The organism is Campylobacter lanienae NCTC 13004 (genome assembly GCF_002139935.1).
Lineage (GTDB): Bacteria > Campylobacterota > Campylobacteria > Campylobacterales > Campylobacteraceae > Campylobacter > Campylobacter lanienae.
Genome location: NZ_CP015578.1, coordinates 841,295 through 857,897, shown reverse-complemented (window position 1 = coordinate 857,897; position 16,603 = coordinate 841,295). Strand labels below are relative to the sequence as shown.

The following is a 16,603-nucleotide window of genomic DNA, read 5'->3' as shown; positions in this document are numbered from 1 at the left end:
ATCTAGCCTATTTATCTAAATTTTGAGCTAATAAAGTTTGCATTTTTGCTCTTGTATTTTCAAGCCAATTTTCATCGCTAGTATCCACAATATCCATATAGATAACCTTAAACGACCCGGAATTTACGCTAATAGTCTTACTATCTATAATCTTTCTTGAGCCAATTATAAGCACCGGTTGAACTACTAAATTTAGCTTATTAGCGATGATATTTGCGCCACTTTTAAATTTCAAAATCTTACTCCCATCTCCACGAGTACCCTCAGGAAATATAGCTATGACTCTACCTTCACTAATTCTCTCTTTAGCTAATTTTATGATTTTTGGTAGCGATCTTGGGTCTTTGCGATCTACTGATATCATCTTTGGTACTTTGATTATATTGCCAAAAAATGGTATATCCCCAATCTCTTTTTTAGCTATCCAGCAGATATTGCCTGGATAGATATCTTCTAAGGCCATGATATCTAGCATACTTTGGTGATTGGCTATAATCATATTTGCTCTTGGATCGGGTGTGCCTACTATATCGATTTTATATCTGATGAGAAATTTTTGTATTCTAGTCCATTTGCGCCTTAGCCATAGATTATGTGATGGAGCTACAAAAAATATTAAAACTATGATAACAACGCTTAATAAAATCTCAATAGCATATAACCAGCTTTTTACCTTATTTAATATTTTCATTCTCTACCCAGCCTATTGTTTGGTTTTGTAAAATTATCTTTGTGAAATTATCTTTTTTGGTGATAACTTTTACATCTTGCTCTTTTGCCGTTATAGCAAATATAGTTGAATTTGGCATTGGAAGGATTCTTACCTTGGCGCTCTCTTTTAATGTGGCATCACTAAAGGGTTTATTATCATAAAGAGAGTAGGCTATGAATGCGATTGCGATTAGTAGCCAGTAGTAGCTTCTTTGCCAAATGAAAATTAGCAAAGATATAACGATAGCGATATATACGCTAATCTCTTTATATAGTTGAAATTCTCCATCTTTTGGATTTAGTGGCACTTGGGTGCTTAGGTCGCTATCTTGGATATTTAAATTTAAGCTTATCTCATCAAAATCATTTTTAGTTAGATTGTAGTAGCTAAAATTTATGTTGCTTAGATTATTATCACTTATTATTAGGTAAATTCCATTTTGGTTTTTATAATCACCCCTTAAGCTATCAAAGCCCTGTTTTTCGAATTTGCCAGGGATATTAAAGAGTGCTAAATTCCCATTTTTGCTACTTAATTCAATGGTGGTTAAATTCGAATACTCATCAAATTTTGAGCTTTTTGACATCTTAATTTCTAAGCCATCACCTACGAAATTAGCAAAATTATCTTTTGGACTTAAGCCTTTTATAAGTGGGATGTTTGGCTTGATGGTTTTATCTTGGAAAAACAGACCATTTCTATTAAGGCTTAATGTTATCGCATCGATCTTAGCATTGGTGCTGCTAGGTAGTAGATATATGGTTGTTTCATATACTCCAGCTGATTTTTTGCTCCATAGTGGCTTTGGATTTAGCCAAGTGATATCACTAGAGTGTATCGTAAGCTCCATATCAAAATCCAAAACCTTATCAGTATTTGCTACTAATTTTAAAGAAAAAGGCTGATAGATATATGCTGACTTTTCTACATTTTTACTAGATAAGCTTAGCTCGACAGGATCAATATTTTGGTATATTAGCGATGGATCAATATCTGTTCTCTCATCAGTATCAGCTATGCCTAACATCTGCTCATTGGTGATTAATTGCCTTTGTGTAGGCTCATTACATAAGCCTACGCTAAAAAGCAAAATAATCGCAAAAATAGCCCTTAACAAAGAAATCCTTTAAGCATTTTAGCACCATCAGTGCTACCTAGTATGCTCTCTACAGCTCTTTCAGGATGAGGCATAAGACCAAAAATATTTTTATTTTTATTACAAATTCCAGCGATATTATCCACAGAGCCATTTAGATTGATCTCATTTCCATCTCTATCGCAATATTTTAAGAGTACACAATCATCATCATATAGCTTTTTGATCGTATCATCATCAGCGTAGTAATTTCCCTCTCCATGGGCTAGTGGGATATCGATTATATCGGAGTTATTAAAATTTGATAGAAATTTATTCTTATTTGATATAACTTTTAAATGGTTAAATTTGCTAATGAAGCTCATATTTTCATTTCGTCTCATTGCACCAGGTAAAAGCCCGCTCTCTAAAAGCATCTGAAAACCATTACAAATTCCAAGTAGCAATCCTCCGTTTTTAGCGTGATTTATTACTGTTTGCATTGCTGGGCTAAACTTAGCAATAGCAGCAGTTCTAAGATAATCACCATAGCTAAATCCGCCAGGCAATACTACCAAATCAGCCTTAAAATCTCTATCTTTATGCCAGATTATCTCTGAATCAAACCCCAATAGATCAAAAGCGTATTTTGTATCTCTTTCGCAGTTTGTCCCAGGAAAATTAATGATAGCTACTCTCATTTTTAGCCTTTTAGAATCTCATAATCTTCTATAACTGTATTTGCTAGTAGCTCTTCACACATTTTTTTTATCTCTTCATCTGTGGTATTCTCGTTTAAATTTAAGATGATTTGTTTGCCGATTCTTACATCATTTACGCCACCAAATCCAAGGCTTTCTAATGCGTGTTTTGTAGCTTTACCCGCTGGATCCAAGACTCCATTTTTTAAATATACATTTACGATTACTTTCATAATCCATCCTTTTAAATTTAATTATGATAAAATTCTACGCAAAACCTCTTCATATGCCACTTTGACACTACCAAGGTCTTGGCGAAATCTATCTTTATCCATCTTTTCACCAGTATCAACATCCCAAAATCTACAACTATCAGGGCTAATCTCATCAGCTAATAAGATATTTCCATCTTTATCAAAGCCAAATTCAACTTTAAAATCAACAAGTTTTAAGCTCTTTGAAGCAAAAAATGGTGCTAAAATAGAGTTGATCTCTCTACCAAGGCGTTTTAGAGTTACTAGGTCATCTTGGCTTTTTACGCTATTTAGCAAGATTGCGTGTTCATCATTGATTAATGGATCGCCTAAAGCGTCATCTTTGTAATAAAACTCAACTAATGTAAAAGGCAAAATCGTAGCTTCTTTTATGCCTAATCTCTTGCTTAGGCTTCCAGTGGCGATATTTCTTACTACTACTTCTAATGGTATGATTGAGCATTTTTTAACTAGTTGTTCAGTTGGGCTGATGCTTTCGACTAAGGCTGTTTCTATGCCATTTTCTTTTAAAAGTTTGAAAATAGCAGTTGAAATTTGGTTATTTAAAGCACCTTTTCCCTCTTCGTTGCCTTTTTTTTCGGCGTTAAATGCTGTTAAATCATCTTTAAATTCAGCTATTAATAGCTCATCATTACCCTTAACACTCCACATTTTTTTGCCTTTACCTTCGTAAAGTAACTCTGATTTTTCCATATTTTCTCCTTATTTGATATTTAATACTTTTATTGAGTCTATCGCAGTTTTTAGCTGAATATCATCATAAATTTGCTTTTGGGTTATTGTATTTTTATCATCTATATCTTTTTTCTTATTTTTTGGTTCGATTTTGTTTAACTCACTCTCTAAATGTTGCTTTAAATCGGCCTCTTTTATGCTAAATCCACTCTCTTCGTTTGGCACTTTGCCAGGATATACGACAATATCTGGAGTTACTCCTACTGCTTGGATAGTTCTACCGCTTGGTAGATAGTATCTTGCTACAGTTAATCTTAAAGCCTCTTTTTGATCAACTGGCATAATTACTTGGACGCTACCTTTACCAAAGCTATTTTCTCCGATTATCACAGCTCTTTTTAGATCTTGTAAGGCTCCACTTACTATCTCACTAGCACTAGCACTTCCGCCATTTATAAGCACTGCTAATGGTGCGTTTGTGATGAAGTTGCCTTTTTGTGCTGAGTGGATCTCATCTTCATTTTTATCTCTACCTTTTTGAGATACTATAACGCCACTTTCAACAAATAAATTTGTAAGCCCAACAGCTTGGTTTAATAATCCGCCTGGATTATTTCTTAAATCTAGGATTATGCCTTTGGCTTTTGGATATTTTTTGATAAATTCTCTAGTTTTTTTGGTTACATGTTGATCGAAATTTGTAACTCTTAAATATAGGATATTCTCATCTTCAATCATCTTAGCTTGGACTGATTCTACGGTGATTATATCCCTTATTATTTTTAGATCAAATGGCTTTTTTTCACCTTGTCTAACTATGGTTATTTCTACTGGCGTGTTTGGCTTGCCACGCATTTTATTTACGGCTTCATCAATTGTGGTATTTATGGTGGATTCGCCATTGATTCTTAATATCACATCACCTGCTTTGACCCCAGCTTTATAAGCTGGAGTATCATCAATTGGGGCTATAACGGTTAAAGCTCCATCTTTTATCCCAACAGTTATACCAAGACCGCCAAATTCGCCTTTAGTTTGGATTAACATATCTTTAAAGGCTTTTTCATCTAAATATCCAGAGTGAGCATCTAGATTTGTTAAGAGTCCAGATATGGTTTTATCAATTATTTGAGTGAAATTTATATCATCTACATAGTGCTTTTCTACTATGGCTATAGTTTTTGTCAGCTTCGCAAGGGCTTCTACTCTGCTATCTTGCGTTGTTTGAGCATTTAGGGCAATGGCGCTAGCGGCTATAACGCTTATGAAACCAGTTAATTGTAAAATTCTACTACTTTTCAACATATAACTCCAAAAAAATAAAATCAGCTATTTTACCTAAAATTATATTAATTTTGTTATAACATTAAAAAAATTAGCTAAATTTGATTAAAAATATTAGAAAATTTACCAAACCTTGACAAATACAGACTAAAGTTATATAATACTACTCATATAAAGTTTAAGGAGAAAATATGGCAAATATATTCAATGAACTAACATCAATGAGCCAAGATTTAATAGATAGTGCTATATCTTTAGCCATTGGAAATAAAAATCCACAAGTTGTCCCTTTGCATATGCTTTGGGCTTTGAGCGCTGATAGTAACTCAGTATTAAATCAAATTCTAAATAAAGCAAATGTAAGCAAAGATGCCTTGGTGCTAGATATAAAAAGCAACGCTGATAAATTACCGCAAAGCTCAAATGTCTCAAAAAATAATATTCAAATTTCAAATGAATTAGTAGATAGCTTAGAGCGTGCTAAGTCTGTAATGATCGGCTTAGGGGATAAATTTATAGCAGTTGATAGCTGGATAATTGGAAATTTAGATAGTGAGCCTATAAAGGGGATTTTATCAAAATATCTAGATTTGCTTGAGATCAAAAAAGAGTTAGAGCTAATGCGTGGAGGTAAGAGTATTGATACCCAAACTGCTGATGAAAATCTAGACTCTTTAAATAAATTTGGGATTGATCTAACTAAAAAGGCCGCTAGCGGTGAGCTTGATCCAGTCATCGGCAGAGATGAAGAGATCACTAGAATGATGCAAATTCTAATTAGAAAGACTAAGAATAATCCAATATTATTAGGTGAGCCTGGAGTTGGTAAAACCGCAATTGTAGAGGGCTTGGCTCAATTAATTGTAAAAAAAGCAGTTCCTACAACCTTAGCAAATAAAAGAGTAATTGCTCTTGATATGAGTGCGTTAATCGCTGGGGCAAAATATAGAGGGGAGTTCGAAGATAGATTAAAAGCTATAATTGATGAAGTTAAAAAGGCTGGAAATATAATATTATTTATAGATGAAATTCACACTATTGTAGGGGCTGGAGCTAGTGAGGGCTCTATGGATGCAGCAAATATACTAAAACCAGCCCTAGCTCGTGGAGAGTTACACACAGTAGGGGCTACAACGCTAAAAGAGTATAGAAAATATTTTGAAAAAGATGCCGCATTACAACGCAGATTTCAGCCTGTAAATGTCGCTGAGCCTAGCGTAAATGAGGCCTTACAAATACTTCGTGGGATAAAAGATAGGCTAGAAGTTCATCACAATGTAAACATCACAGATAGCGCTCTTGTAGCAGCTGCTAAGCTAAGCCATAGATATATCAGCGGTAGATTTTTGCCTGATAAAGCTATAGATTTGATTGATGAAGCAGCGGCTGAATTAAAAATGCAAATTGAGAGTGAGCCATTTGAGCTAGCTAAATCTAAAAGAGAGATTGAGACTTTAATAGTCGAAAAAGAGGCTTTAAAAATGGAGGGCGAAGATAAAAATAGAGATAGATTAAATGAGATAGAAAAAGAGATAGCAAATTTAAATGAGAAAAAATCAAATTTAGAGGCTAAATTTAAAAATGAAAAAGCGGTATTTAATGGTATAAGTGAGGCTAAAAAACAGATAGAAACTCTAAAAAATGAAGCTGAGCAAGCGAAGAGAAATAACGCTTATGAAAAGGCCGCAGAGATAGAGTATGGCAAAATTCCAGAAGCAAACACTAAGATAAAAGAGCTAGAAGCTAAATGGGAAGAGATGAAAAAGGGTGGAGTGCTACTCAAAAATGAAGTAGATGAAGATATGGTAGCTGGAATTTTAAGCAAATGGACAGGAATCCCAGCTGGCAAGATGCTCACAAACGAAAAAGAGAGATATCTAAATATAGAAAAACATCTCAAAGATAGCGTAATAGGTCAAGATGAAGCCTTACACGCACTATCTAGGGCTATTAAGAGAAATAAAGCTGGCCTAAGTAGCCAAAATCGCCCAATCGGTAGCTTTTTATTCCTTGGGCCTACGGGCGTTGGTAAGACTGAGAGTGCGAAGGCGTTGGCGAAATTTCTTTTTGATGATGAAAAAGCGATGATAAGATTTGATATGAGTGAATATATGGAGAAACACGCCGTTAGCAGACTTCTTGGTGCACCTCCTGGATATGTGGGATTTGAAGAGGGCGGACAGCTCACTGAAGCAGTTAGACGAAAACCATATAGCGTGATTTTGTTTGATGAAGTTGAGAAGGCTCATAAGGATGTATTTAATATTTTGCTTGGAATTTTAGATGATGGTAGGGCTACTGATAGCAAGGGCGTAACTGTGGATTTTAAAAACACAATTATCATTTTAACTAGCAATATCGGCTCATCGGCGATTATGGAATTAAATGGCAAAGAGAGAGATGATGCGGTTAAACTTGCTTTAAAAGAGTATTTTAAACCCGAATTTTTAAATAGATTAGATGATTGCGTGATATTTAATCCACTTGGTCAAGATGAGTTAAGCAAGATTGTAAAAATAATGTTTAAAGAGCTTGAGAGTAAGCTTTTGGCTCGTGGGATAAAATCACAGCTTAGCAACGAAGCTATAAATTTAATCTCTCAAGCTGGATTTGACCCTGTATATGGTGCTAGGCCACTTCGCAGAGCCTTATATGAGCTTGTAGAAGATCTTGTGGCTGATATGATCTTAAAAGATGAAATCATAAGTGGCGATAGCATAAAAATTGACGCTAAAGATGATCAAATCATCGTAACCAAAGATTAATATCTTAGCTTGTTAGATGATACAAAAATCATCTAACAAAGCCTATAAATTTATCTATACAAAATTGTCCCAAGCCTAACCATATTAGACCCACACTCTATAGCCAGATTAAAGTCCCCACTCATCCCCATTGAGCAGATTAGCGCTCCTTGTGGCTTTAATTTATCAAATATATTTTTAGTTATCTCAAAACTTCTTTTAATCTCATTTTCATCATCGCTATTAGCACCTATACTCATCACGCCTATTAAATTTAAATTCTCACATCTATTTTGTATATCTTTATAAATTTCTATAGCATCGCTAGGATCGACACCTTGCTTGCTCTCTTCTTTGGCTGAGTTTATCTGAAGCAAGGTATCAAGCTTATAATTTAGCCTTTTATTGACTTCAAGTGCTATCTCTAAACCATCGCAACTCTGCCACAAAGATGGATGAAGTGATATGAGTTGATTTATCTTATTACTTTGTAAGCGACCGATAAAGTGCCACTTGATATCTAAATTTGAGAGGATTTCGCTCTTTCTTTTTAGCTCTTGGACTCTATTTTCACCAAATTCTCTAAGACCTTGATTATATAGCGATATTACCTCATTTTGGGTTACATTTTTGCTTACAGCGATTAATCTTGCCCTGCCATTAATCTGATTTAAAATAGTATCTAAACTCATCTTACTCTCCTGCTAATCTAACTATATCATTGATAATAGTAAATATCATTAAAGCAAATAGCAAAGCCATAGAAGCGTAGCTAAGCCCTACAAAAACACGCTCATTTACCGCTCTTTTAAATATCATCTCATAGAGATTAAAAACTATATGCCCACCATCTAAAACTGGAAGCGGAAGCAAATTTAATATACCTAAATTCACAGATATCAAAGCTACTATTATTAAAAGCACAGATATGCTGATTTGGCTAGCTTTTGTAGTGATATCAGCCATTGCGACTATACCTCCCATTTGGTCTATAGGGACTACGCCTGTGATGAGCTTTTCTAATCCTTGATAGATTAGAGTTGAGGCTTTAATCGTCTCATCATAGGCAAATTTAATGCTATCAAAGCCTCTATTATATATAGTTGTTTTCTCGCCACTTGGTGTTATGCCAATTAATGGAGTGGTTATATTCTCGCCAAATATATTTTTGGTTTGAGATAGTTGCGGGGTTAGTGTTATATGAAGCTCATTTTCACCACGCTTAATAAGTATATCTGTAGGATTAGTTGTGATATACTTTTTTATCTCATCCCACTCCTTAATTTTAACCCCATTTATAGCTATGATTTTATCATTTTTTTCTATATTAGCACTTTGTGCGGCTGAATTTGCTAAGGTACTACCAATAACAGGTGATAATCTCTCAACACCGATAAATCCAAGCATTATATATAGTATAAAAGCTAATAAGATATTAAAAAACGGCCCAGCAAATAAGATTATAATTCTTTTTAATGGGCTTAGTGTGTTATAGCTATCGCTATCATAATTTTTCTCTTTTGGATTTGTGTCATCTTGACCTTTTAGTTGAACATATCCACCAAGTGGTATAGCGCTTATACAATAGATAGTATTGCCCAATTTTTTGCTATAAATTTTCTCTCCAAAACCAATGCTAAAAGTCTTTACAAAGACACCAAAGTATTTAGCAGCCAAAAAATGCCCAAGCTCATGAAAAAATATTAAAAATGATAGCGACAATATGGTGATACCAAAATGTACTCCCCAATACCAAAAACTAGCTATTAAAAGTATTAAAACAAAGATTAAACTTCTCAAATTCTACCTTTATAAAAAATTGCGTGAAAATTGCGTAAGTATAACAAAAAATCTACAATAATATACAATTATAAAGGTAATTTTATTAAAATTTGAGTAAAATACCCCACTCAAATAAAAAGGTAGAAAATGTATGTAGCTCCAAGTATTTTATCAGCGAATTTTGGAGAGTTAGCTAAAGAGATTAAGGCTGTTTGTGAGGCTGGGGCTGACTTGATACACATAGATGTTATGGATGGCCACTTTGTGCCTAATCTTACAATTGGCCCACTTGTAGTAGAGGCAGTAGCTAAGGCATCTACAAAGCCACTTGATATTCATTTAATGGTAGAAAATGTCCCATTTTTTGTAGATCTATTTTTGCCTTTAAAACCTAAATTTATAAGCTTTCATATAGAAGAAGAGAAGCATCCATTAAGGCTTATTGATCATATCCGTAAAAATGGAGTAAATCCCGCTATAGTGCTCAATCCCCACACACCTGTTAGCTCTTTAAAACATATCATAGATGAAGTTGATATGGTGCTTTTAATGAGTGTTAATCCCGGTTTTGGCGGACAAAAATTCATCCCTTCAGTCTTATCAAAGGCTATGGAATTAAGAGAGTTAATAGACTCACGAAATGCTAAATGTATGATAGAAGTAGATGGCGGAGTAAATGGTCTAAATGTAGCTGATCTAGATGCTGCTGGTGTGGATATTGTCGTGGCTGGAAGCTTTGTCTTTGGTAGCAATGATTATGCTGGGGCGATAAAAGCGTTAAAAATTTAATCACAAAGAGCAAATTTGAAAAATAAATTAGATAATTTTATAGATTTATTAGCCAAAACTAATCTTAATTATCACGATTTTATACAAAAAGCAAATGATATAGATGAATTAGCTGATATCATAGAGCCTAAAAATTTAGCCGATTGGCGGCTTTTGGGTCTTGAGTTAGAGCGTTTGGATAATGGCAAAATCGTTATGCCAACTAGATTTAGAGATTTTAATGAACAGGTGTTTTGTATCGTTGATATCGAGACAAATGGCGGTATAAAAAGCGGTCAAATCATCGAAATAGGCGCAGTTAAAATCCAAGGTGGCAAGGAGATTGATAGGTTTGAGACGCTAGTTTGGGCTAGTGAAATTCCGCAAAATATCAGTGAATTAACTGGAATTTATCAGCTTGATTTAGTAGATGCTCCGCATTTGGCAAATGCTCTTGAGAGCTTTAGGCTATTTTTGGCTGATTCTGTATTTGTAGCGCATAATGTTAAATTTGATTATGATTTTATCAGTATTAGCTTAGCAAAGCTTGGGTTTGGAATGCTCTTAAATCGCAAGATTTGTACCATTGATCTAGCTAGAAGAACGATAGAGTCAAATAGATATGGTCTAGATGCACTTAAACAAATTTTAGGTATTGATAACGCTCATCACAGAGCATTAAATGACGCAATCGCAGCGTGTGAGATTTTCAAAGAGTGTATCAAAAGGGTGCCATGGCATGTCCAAAGCGTAGAAGATCTCATACTATTTAGCAAAACAGCAAAGACGCTAAAAACCCCAAATGTAATAGAACAGATAAATCCACCTAAAACAGATTTCAGGAGTTGATATGAGATTTGCTATTTTATTCGTTTTTGCTATGATTTTTAGTGGATGTGGCTTTAAAATTTTAGAACAAAATACTCAAAATATCACTCATATTAATAGAGAAAATAGTATTAAAAAGAGTGAATATACTCTAAATTTAAGCAAATATGTAGGCAAAAAATCAGCCGATTGCTCATCATTAGTTACAACTATAAATATAAAAAACAATAATATCTACTCTCTAAGCGATCTAAGCTCACATTATAGTAAGGATGGTCGTCGCTCTCAAGCTATCTATAATCTTTATAAGAGTAAAAATCAGATAAATTATCAAAACGCATCGCCTGGAGATCTAATATTTTTTAACAACACAACCAAATCCACAAAAAACAAAACTAGCCACAATATAACTCACATAGGAGTTGTAAAAAAGATAAAAGATGATGGAACAATCGTCTTTTTACACAATCTTAGGGGTAAAAATATATTAAGCGTGATGAACTTAAATCACAAAAATTCCCATCAAATTGATGGTAAAAAAGTAAATGCATATATAATAGCTAATTGTAAAAATATAAATTGCTTAGTATCAAATAGATTTTCTGGCTTTGGTAAAATCAGCCAAGATATAGCGGTGAAATAGTGGGTTGATATGAGAAATTTAGGATTTACAGCAGCGGTAATAGCGTTAAATTGTGCTATATATTTTTTAGAATATTTTGTATATAATCCTTATGAATTTAGTATATTTTTTGGTCTTAATGAGCTATTTTTTGCTGGGGCATATTGGCAGATTCTTACATCTATGTTTATCCACGGCTCATTTATGCATATTTTGATGAATATGATAGTGCTTTATCAATTTGGGATGATATTAGAGAGATATTTGGGGTGGATTAAATTTGGCATTTTATATATCTTTGGCGGGGTTATAACTGGATTTTTAAGCCTTGGGTATCTAGCTTTTGAGAGTGTGAATTTAGTCGGTGCGAGTGGGGCTATATCGGTGTTGCTTGGATTTTTAGCTTGTATTGATAAATTTAATCGCAAAGGGCTTATAGTAGTTATATTATTAGTGAGTTTTGCGCCGCTTTTAATGGGGATTAGTGTAGCGTGGTATGCTCATTTGATAGGATTTGGCGTGGGATATTTGGCTGGATTTTTAAAGGTATTTAGATGAGATTTTTTGATGAGATTTGGGAGTGCTTGAACTCTTGTGATTTGGAGCAAAAATTTTCTAAATTTAGCCAAATTTATAGCAATTTTCATAGTTGTGATATGAATTTTAATAGCGATATTTTTAAGCTTAGTGTGCCTAGTTATTCTAAGATTTGCTCTATAAAATCTATGAAAGAGATAAAGCAAAAGCACACTAATGAGGCTTTTTTACACTCAATTGCTCATATAGAGTATAGTGCGATTGATATTGCTTTGGATGCTTGTTATAGATTTAGAAATTTGCCGATAAAGTATTATCTTGATTGGTTAGAAGTGGCTAATGATGAGATTAGACATTTTAAGATGATATCTGATAAGATGGAGTCTTTAGGAGTGAAATATGGTGATTATATCGTCCATGATGGATTATTTATCGCTCTAATCAAAACCCAAAATTCACTCATAAATCGTATGGCGATTTTGCCTAGATATATGGAGGCCAATGGTCTTGATGCCAATCTTTTTATGATGAAAAAATTAGCTTTAAATGGTGATAGAGATGGTATTTTAGAGATATTAAAAGTGATCCACAAAGAGGAGATAGAACATGTCAAAAAGGGTGATAAGTGGTTTAAATTCGCTTGTAAAATAGCAAATGTAGATCCAAATTCATGGATTGAAATAGTACGAAAATGCTACCCAAAGGCATTTGAAGCAAAAAGAGCGCTAGATATAGAGCATAGATTATTAGCAGGTTTTAGCAAAGCCGAGCTTGATAAAATTCAAAAATTTCAGGAGAGAGCATGAAAACTATATATTTTATTCGCCACGCAAAGGCTAAAAAAGTCGCCGCTACTGACTTTGATAGGGCGTTAAGCCCCAAAGGCAAAGAGGCTGCAAAAGTGATGGCCACTAGGCTAAAAAACAAAAATATCTTACCAGAGCTTATCATCTCTTCACCAGCTAAGCGAACGGCCAAAACCGCCAAAATCATCGCTAAAAATATAAATTTTAGTGGTAAAATTCAGTTTGAAAACTCACTTTTTGAGGCCACAACGCAAGATTATCTAAATATCATAAATCATATTGATAGCTCTTTAAACACCATATTCATCGTAGGTCACAACGATACTTTAACTCAAATTTGCGAGATTTTAAGCGATAGCCATATCGGTTATATCCCTACTGGCGGAGTTTTTGGTATTGAGTTTGATGTGAATGAGTTTAAAGATATAAGGGCTAAAATTGGGCGAGTTTTGCTCTTTGATTACCCAAAAAAGATAGAATAAACTTAAATTTAGATTAATTATAAAAATTATTTATAGTTTAATGGTTTAATTTAGTTAAAAATTGATAAAATAAGAAAAATTTTAAATAAAGGACATAAATGGCAGATATAATCTACACTTACACAGATGAGGCGCCAGCATTGGCTACTTTTTCACTTTTTCCTGTTATTAAGGAGTTTTTAAGTCGTGGTGGTATCAGTATAGATACTATGGATATTTCATTAGCTGGTAGAATTTTGGCTAATTTCCCTGAAAATTTAAAAGATAATCAAAAAGTTCCAAATTATCTAGAAATCCTAGGTGAAATGACCAAAGAAAAAACAGCAAATATAATCAAACTCCCTAATATTTCAGCATCACTTCCGCAGCTAAATGCGGCTATTGCGGAGCTTCAATCAAAAGGATTTAATGTACCAAACTATCCAGAAAATCCATCCAATGAAAAAGAGATTGATATCAAAGCAAGATATGCTAAAGTTTTAGGAAGTGCAGTAAATCCAGTTTTAAGAGAGGGTAACTCAGATAGAAGATGCGCTAGTGCCGTCAAAGCTTATGCCAAAGAATTCCCACACAAAAATGGTGCTTGGGATAGCACTATTAAAACAAGAGTGGCATATATGGATAGTGGGGATTTTTATGGCAATGAAAAATCTGTAATAGTCAAAGAACCAACCGAATTTAAAATCGAATTTACAGACAAAAATGGCAACACAAAAGTATTAAAAGATGGTATAAAAGCAGCCGCTGGCGATGTGATTAGTGCTACATTTATGAGTGTTGCTAAACTAGATAAATTCATCGCTAAAACCATAGAAGAAGCCAAAAAAGAGTCTTTACTCTATTCAGTCCATCTAAAAGCTACAATGATGAAAGTAAGCGATCCGGTTATGTTTGGTCACTTTGTGAAAGTATTTTTCGCTGAAATCTTTGATGAGTTTGGAAGTGAGCTAAATTCAGTTGGTGTGGTGCCAAATAACGGCTTAAAAGATCTATTTGCTAAAATAGAAAACTTGCCTATAAAAGATAAAATCATAGCAAAATACAATGAAATTTTAGACAAAAACCCAGATTTAGCGATGGTAGATAGCGATAAAGGAATTACAAATTTACATGTCCCAAGCGATGTGATAATAGACGCTTCAATGCCAGCAATGATAAGAAATAGTGGTAAAATGTGGGATAAAAATGGCAAAACAGCCGACACTCTAGCAGTAATCCCAGATCGCACATATGCGACAATTTATGAAGCAACAATTGATGATTTAAAAGCCAATGGAGCGCTAAATCCAGCAACTATCGGTAGCGTATCTAATGTAGGTTTGATGGCGAAAAAAGCAGAAGAGTATGGTAGCCATGATAAAACATTTATAGCTAGTGAAGATGGCAAATTCACACTTAGTAGCACAAATGGCGATAAAATGGAATTTGAAGTTGAGAGTGGGGATATATTTAGAGCTATGCAAGCAAAAAGCGAAGCGATTAAAGATTGGATTAAATTAGCGATCAATAGAGCCAAAGCCACACACTCAACTGCGATATTCTGGTTAGATAGTGCTAGAGCACACGATGCTAGTATGATCCAAATAGTAAATTCAGAGCTTAAAAATTATGATCTAAATGGCCTAGATATCAGTATCGCAGCCCCAACTGAAGCGATCAAAAAATCAATCTCTATAATACGAACTGGCAAAGACGCTATTAGCGTTACAGGTAATGTATTAAGGGATTATTTGACAGATTTATTCCCGATTTTAGAGCTTGGAACGAGTGCGAAAATGCTCTCAATAGTCCCACTTTTAAATGGCGGTGGCTTATTTGAAACTGGTGCTGGTGGAAGTGCGCCTAAAATCGCTCAACAACTAATAGAAGAAAATCACCTTCGCTGGGATAGCTTGGGTGAATTTTTAGCTCTTGGTGCGAGTTTGGAACATTTAGCTAGCGTAAGCGGTAAAAAAGAGGCTACAATACTAGCCGATACTTTAGATAAAGCAATTGTAAGCTACCTTAAAAATGACAACTCACCACGCAAAAATGTAGGCGAAAATGATAACCGCGGTAGCCACTTCTATTTAGCACTATACTGGGCTAATGAACTAGCAAAAAGCGATCTAGCACCTAAATTTGCCGGTGTAGCAGCTGCTTTAAATGAGAATAAAGCTAAAATTACAGATGAGTTAAACGGCTCTCAAGGAAACAAGGTAGATGTCGGCGGATACTATATCTTTGATGATGCGAAGGTTTCAGCCGTGATGAGACCAAGTGCCATATATAACGAATCTTTAAAGAAATAAGTTGTGAAAATAGCAATAATAGGCGCCGGAAATGTAGGAGCTAGCATAGCTAGTCTTCTCATTTCTAAGCAGATGTGTGATGAGATAGCACTCATTGATATCAACCAAAATTTAGCTAATGCCAAAGCAATTGATCTATCACAAATGTCGATTGCTTTGGGCTTGGATATTATGGTAGTTGGCGGTGATGATTATCAAATTTTAAGCGATTTTGATATTGTTATCATCACAGCTGGAGTAGCTAGAAAAGATGGCCAAAGTAGGGCCGAACTTGCTAAAATTAATGCTAATATAGTAGCTCAAGCATCTAGTCAAATTGCCAAATTTGCCCCAAATTCCACTATAATTGTCGTGACAAATCCACTTGATATAATGGTATATGTAGCATTTAAAGCTAGTGGATTTAATAGAAAAAAGATTATTGGAATGGCTGGAGAACTTGATAGTGCTAGACTTAAATTTGCTTTAAAAAATCATCTAGACACGAGTGTAACCGACTCAAAATCTTGCGTAATAGGTATGCATAATGATGATATGATATGCTTGGTTGATGAAAATTTAAGTATAGATGAATATGAAAATATCAGATCTCAAACCATAAATGGCGGAGCGAAAATAGTTAAATTGATGAATACATCTGCATTTTATGCGCCAGCAGCTGGGGTTATAAATATCTGTCAAGCCTTAATAAATGAGGACTCTAAGGTGCTTAGTTGCTCGGTTTTGGATGATAATTTGATAGCTTTTAGTCGTTTGGTTAAAATTTCAAAAGATGGCGTAAAAGAGATTTTAGAGCTGAATTTAAAGCCAAAAGATAGAGAAATTTTAGATAAAAGCATAGAAGAATTTATAATTTATATTAAAAATTTTAATATAAATGGTGCTAATATTAACTTTAGCTAAAGATAAAATTTTAGTTTTTTTATTTATCTATTTTATTAACTTTTTTCAGATAAAGTTTCGTAAAAAGTTTTGAAAATTATTTTTGCGTTTGGCAAAATTTAGGTATTTGGATGCTTGA

The 16,603-nt window shown here is 34.1% G+C and carries 17 protein-coding genes; 9 read left to right on the top strand and 8 right to left on the bottom strand.

Annotation, left to right across the window (positions count from 1 at the left end; genetic code table 11):
* Positions 1 to 7: 7 nt before the first annotated feature.
* The 6 genes from CLAN_RS04370 to CLAN_RS04345 are packed head-to-tail and all read right to left on the bottom strand — an operon-like array spanning position 8 to position 4,740.
* Positions 8 to 691, bottom strand: coding sequence for a lysophospholipid acyltransferase family protein (locus CLAN_RS04370; protein ID WP_100590679.1), 684 nt, complete (start codon positions 689 to 691; stop codon positions 8 to 10).
* Positions 675 to 1,829, bottom strand: a complete 1,155-nt coding sequence (locus tag CLAN_RS04365; protein ID WP_100590678.1) for a hypothetical protein — start codon at positions 1,827 to 1,829, stop codon at positions 675 to 677. Before CLAN_RS04365 ends, CLAN_RS04370 begins: the two co-directional genes overlap by 17 nt.
* Positions 1,823 to 2,488 (bottom strand): phosphoribosylformylglycinamidine synthase I, encoded by a 666-nt coding sequence (gene purQ / locus CLAN_RS04360; RefSeq protein WP_096013193.1) that lies wholly within the window; start codon positions 2,486 to 2,488, stop codon positions 1,823 to 1,825. Before purQ ends, CLAN_RS04365 begins: the two co-directional genes overlap by 7 nt.
* 2 nt (positions 2,489 to 2,490) lie before the next feature.
* Positions 2,491 to 2,721 (bottom strand): phosphoribosylformylglycinamidine synthase subunit PurS, encoded by a 231-nt coding sequence (purS, locus tag CLAN_RS04355; RefSeq protein WP_096013194.1) that lies wholly within the window; start codon positions 2,719 to 2,721, stop codon positions 2,491 to 2,493.
* Between the two features lie 21 nt (positions 2,722 to 2,742).
* Complete coding sequence (gene purC, locus CLAN_RS04350) at positions 2,743 to 3,456, bottom strand: phosphoribosylaminoimidazolesuccinocarboxamide synthase (RefSeq protein ID WP_096013195.1); 714 nt, start codon at positions 3,454 to 3,456, stop codon at positions 2,743 to 2,745.
* Between the two features lie 9 nt (positions 3,457 to 3,465).
* Positions 3,466 to 4,740 (bottom strand): S41 family peptidase, encoded by a 1,275-nt coding sequence (locus CLAN_RS04345; RefSeq protein ID WP_415270429.1) that lies wholly within the window; start codon positions 4,738 to 4,740, stop codon positions 3,466 to 3,468.
* A gap of 173 nt (positions 4,741 to 4,913) precedes the next feature.
* Between CLAN_RS04345 and CLAN_RS04340 the strand changes: the two genes are divergently transcribed.
* On the top strand, positions 4,914 to 7,487 hold the full coding sequence (locus CLAN_RS04340; protein WP_100590676.1) for an ATP-dependent Clp protease ATP-binding subunit: 2,574 nt from the start codon (positions 4,914 to 4,916) through the stop codon (positions 7,485 to 7,487).
* Between the two features lie 50 nt (positions 7,488 to 7,537).
* On the opposite strand, the gene CLAN_RS04335 is transcribed toward CLAN_RS04340, so the two are convergent.
* Positions 7,538 to 8,158: a YggS family pyridoxal phosphate-dependent enzyme gene (locus CLAN_RS04335; RefSeq protein WP_086238776.1), complete on the bottom strand. Its 621-nt coding sequence runs from the start codon at positions 8,156 to 8,158 to the stop codon at positions 7,538 to 7,540.
* Between the two features lies 1 nt (position 8,159).
* On the bottom strand, positions 8,160 to 9,266 hold the full coding sequence (gene rseP, locus CLAN_RS04330; RefSeq protein WP_100590675.1) for an RIP metalloprotease RseP: 1,107 nt from the start codon (positions 9,264 to 9,266) through the stop codon (positions 8,160 to 8,162).
* Positions 9,267 to 9,395: 129 nt separating this feature from the next.
* Between rseP and rpe the strand changes: the two genes are divergently transcribed.
* From rpe to CLAN_RS04290, 8 genes are all read left to right on the top strand, one after another.
* Positions 9,396 to 10,037, top strand: coding sequence for a ribulose-phosphate 3-epimerase (gene rpe, locus CLAN_RS04325; RefSeq protein WP_086224482.1), 642 nt, complete (start codon positions 9,396 to 9,398; stop codon positions 10,035 to 10,037).
* A gap of 15 nt (positions 10,038 to 10,052) precedes the next feature.
* Complete coding sequence (locus tag CLAN_RS04320; RefSeq protein ID WP_100590674.1) at positions 10,053 to 10,865, top strand: 3'-5' exonuclease; 813 nt, start codon at positions 10,053 to 10,055, stop codon at positions 10,863 to 10,865.
* 1 nt (position 10,866) lies between these two features.
* The gene (locus tag CLAN_RS04315) at positions 10,867 to 11,487 is read left to right on the top strand and encodes an NlpC/P60 family protein (RefSeq protein ID WP_086268420.1); all 621 of its coding nucleotides are present in this window, start codon (positions 10,867 to 10,869) and stop codon (positions 11,485 to 11,487) included.
* A gap of 9 nt (positions 11,488 to 11,496) precedes the next feature.
* Positions 11,497 to 12,024, top strand: a complete 528-nt coding sequence (locus tag CLAN_RS04310) for a rhomboid family intramembrane serine protease (protein ID WP_086224487.1) — start codon at positions 11,497 to 11,499, stop codon at positions 12,022 to 12,024.
* Positions 12,021 to 12,809 (top strand): ferritin-like domain-containing protein, encoded by a 789-nt coding sequence (locus CLAN_RS04305; RefSeq protein WP_100590673.1) that lies wholly within the window; start codon positions 12,021 to 12,023, stop codon positions 12,807 to 12,809. Before CLAN_RS04310 ends, CLAN_RS04305 begins: the two co-directional genes overlap by 4 nt.
* Positions 12,806 to 13,291: a SixA phosphatase family protein gene (locus CLAN_RS04300; protein ID WP_086300579.1), complete on the top strand. Its 486-nt coding sequence runs from the start codon at positions 12,806 to 12,808 to the stop codon at positions 13,289 to 13,291. Before CLAN_RS04305 ends, CLAN_RS04300 begins: the two co-directional genes overlap by 4 nt.
* A 98-nt stretch (positions 13,292 to 13,389) precedes the next feature.
* Positions 13,390 to 15,582, top strand: coding sequence for an NADP-dependent isocitrate dehydrogenase (locus CLAN_RS04295; protein ID WP_100590672.1), 2,193 nt, complete (start codon positions 13,390 to 13,392; stop codon positions 15,580 to 15,582).
* Between the two features lie 3 nt (positions 15,583 to 15,585).
* Positions 15,586 to 16,485, top strand: coding sequence for a lactate/malate family dehydrogenase (locus tag CLAN_RS04290; protein ID WP_096013202.1), 900 nt, complete (start codon positions 15,586 to 15,588; stop codon positions 16,483 to 16,485).
* Positions 16,486 to 16,603: the final 118 nt, after the last annotated feature.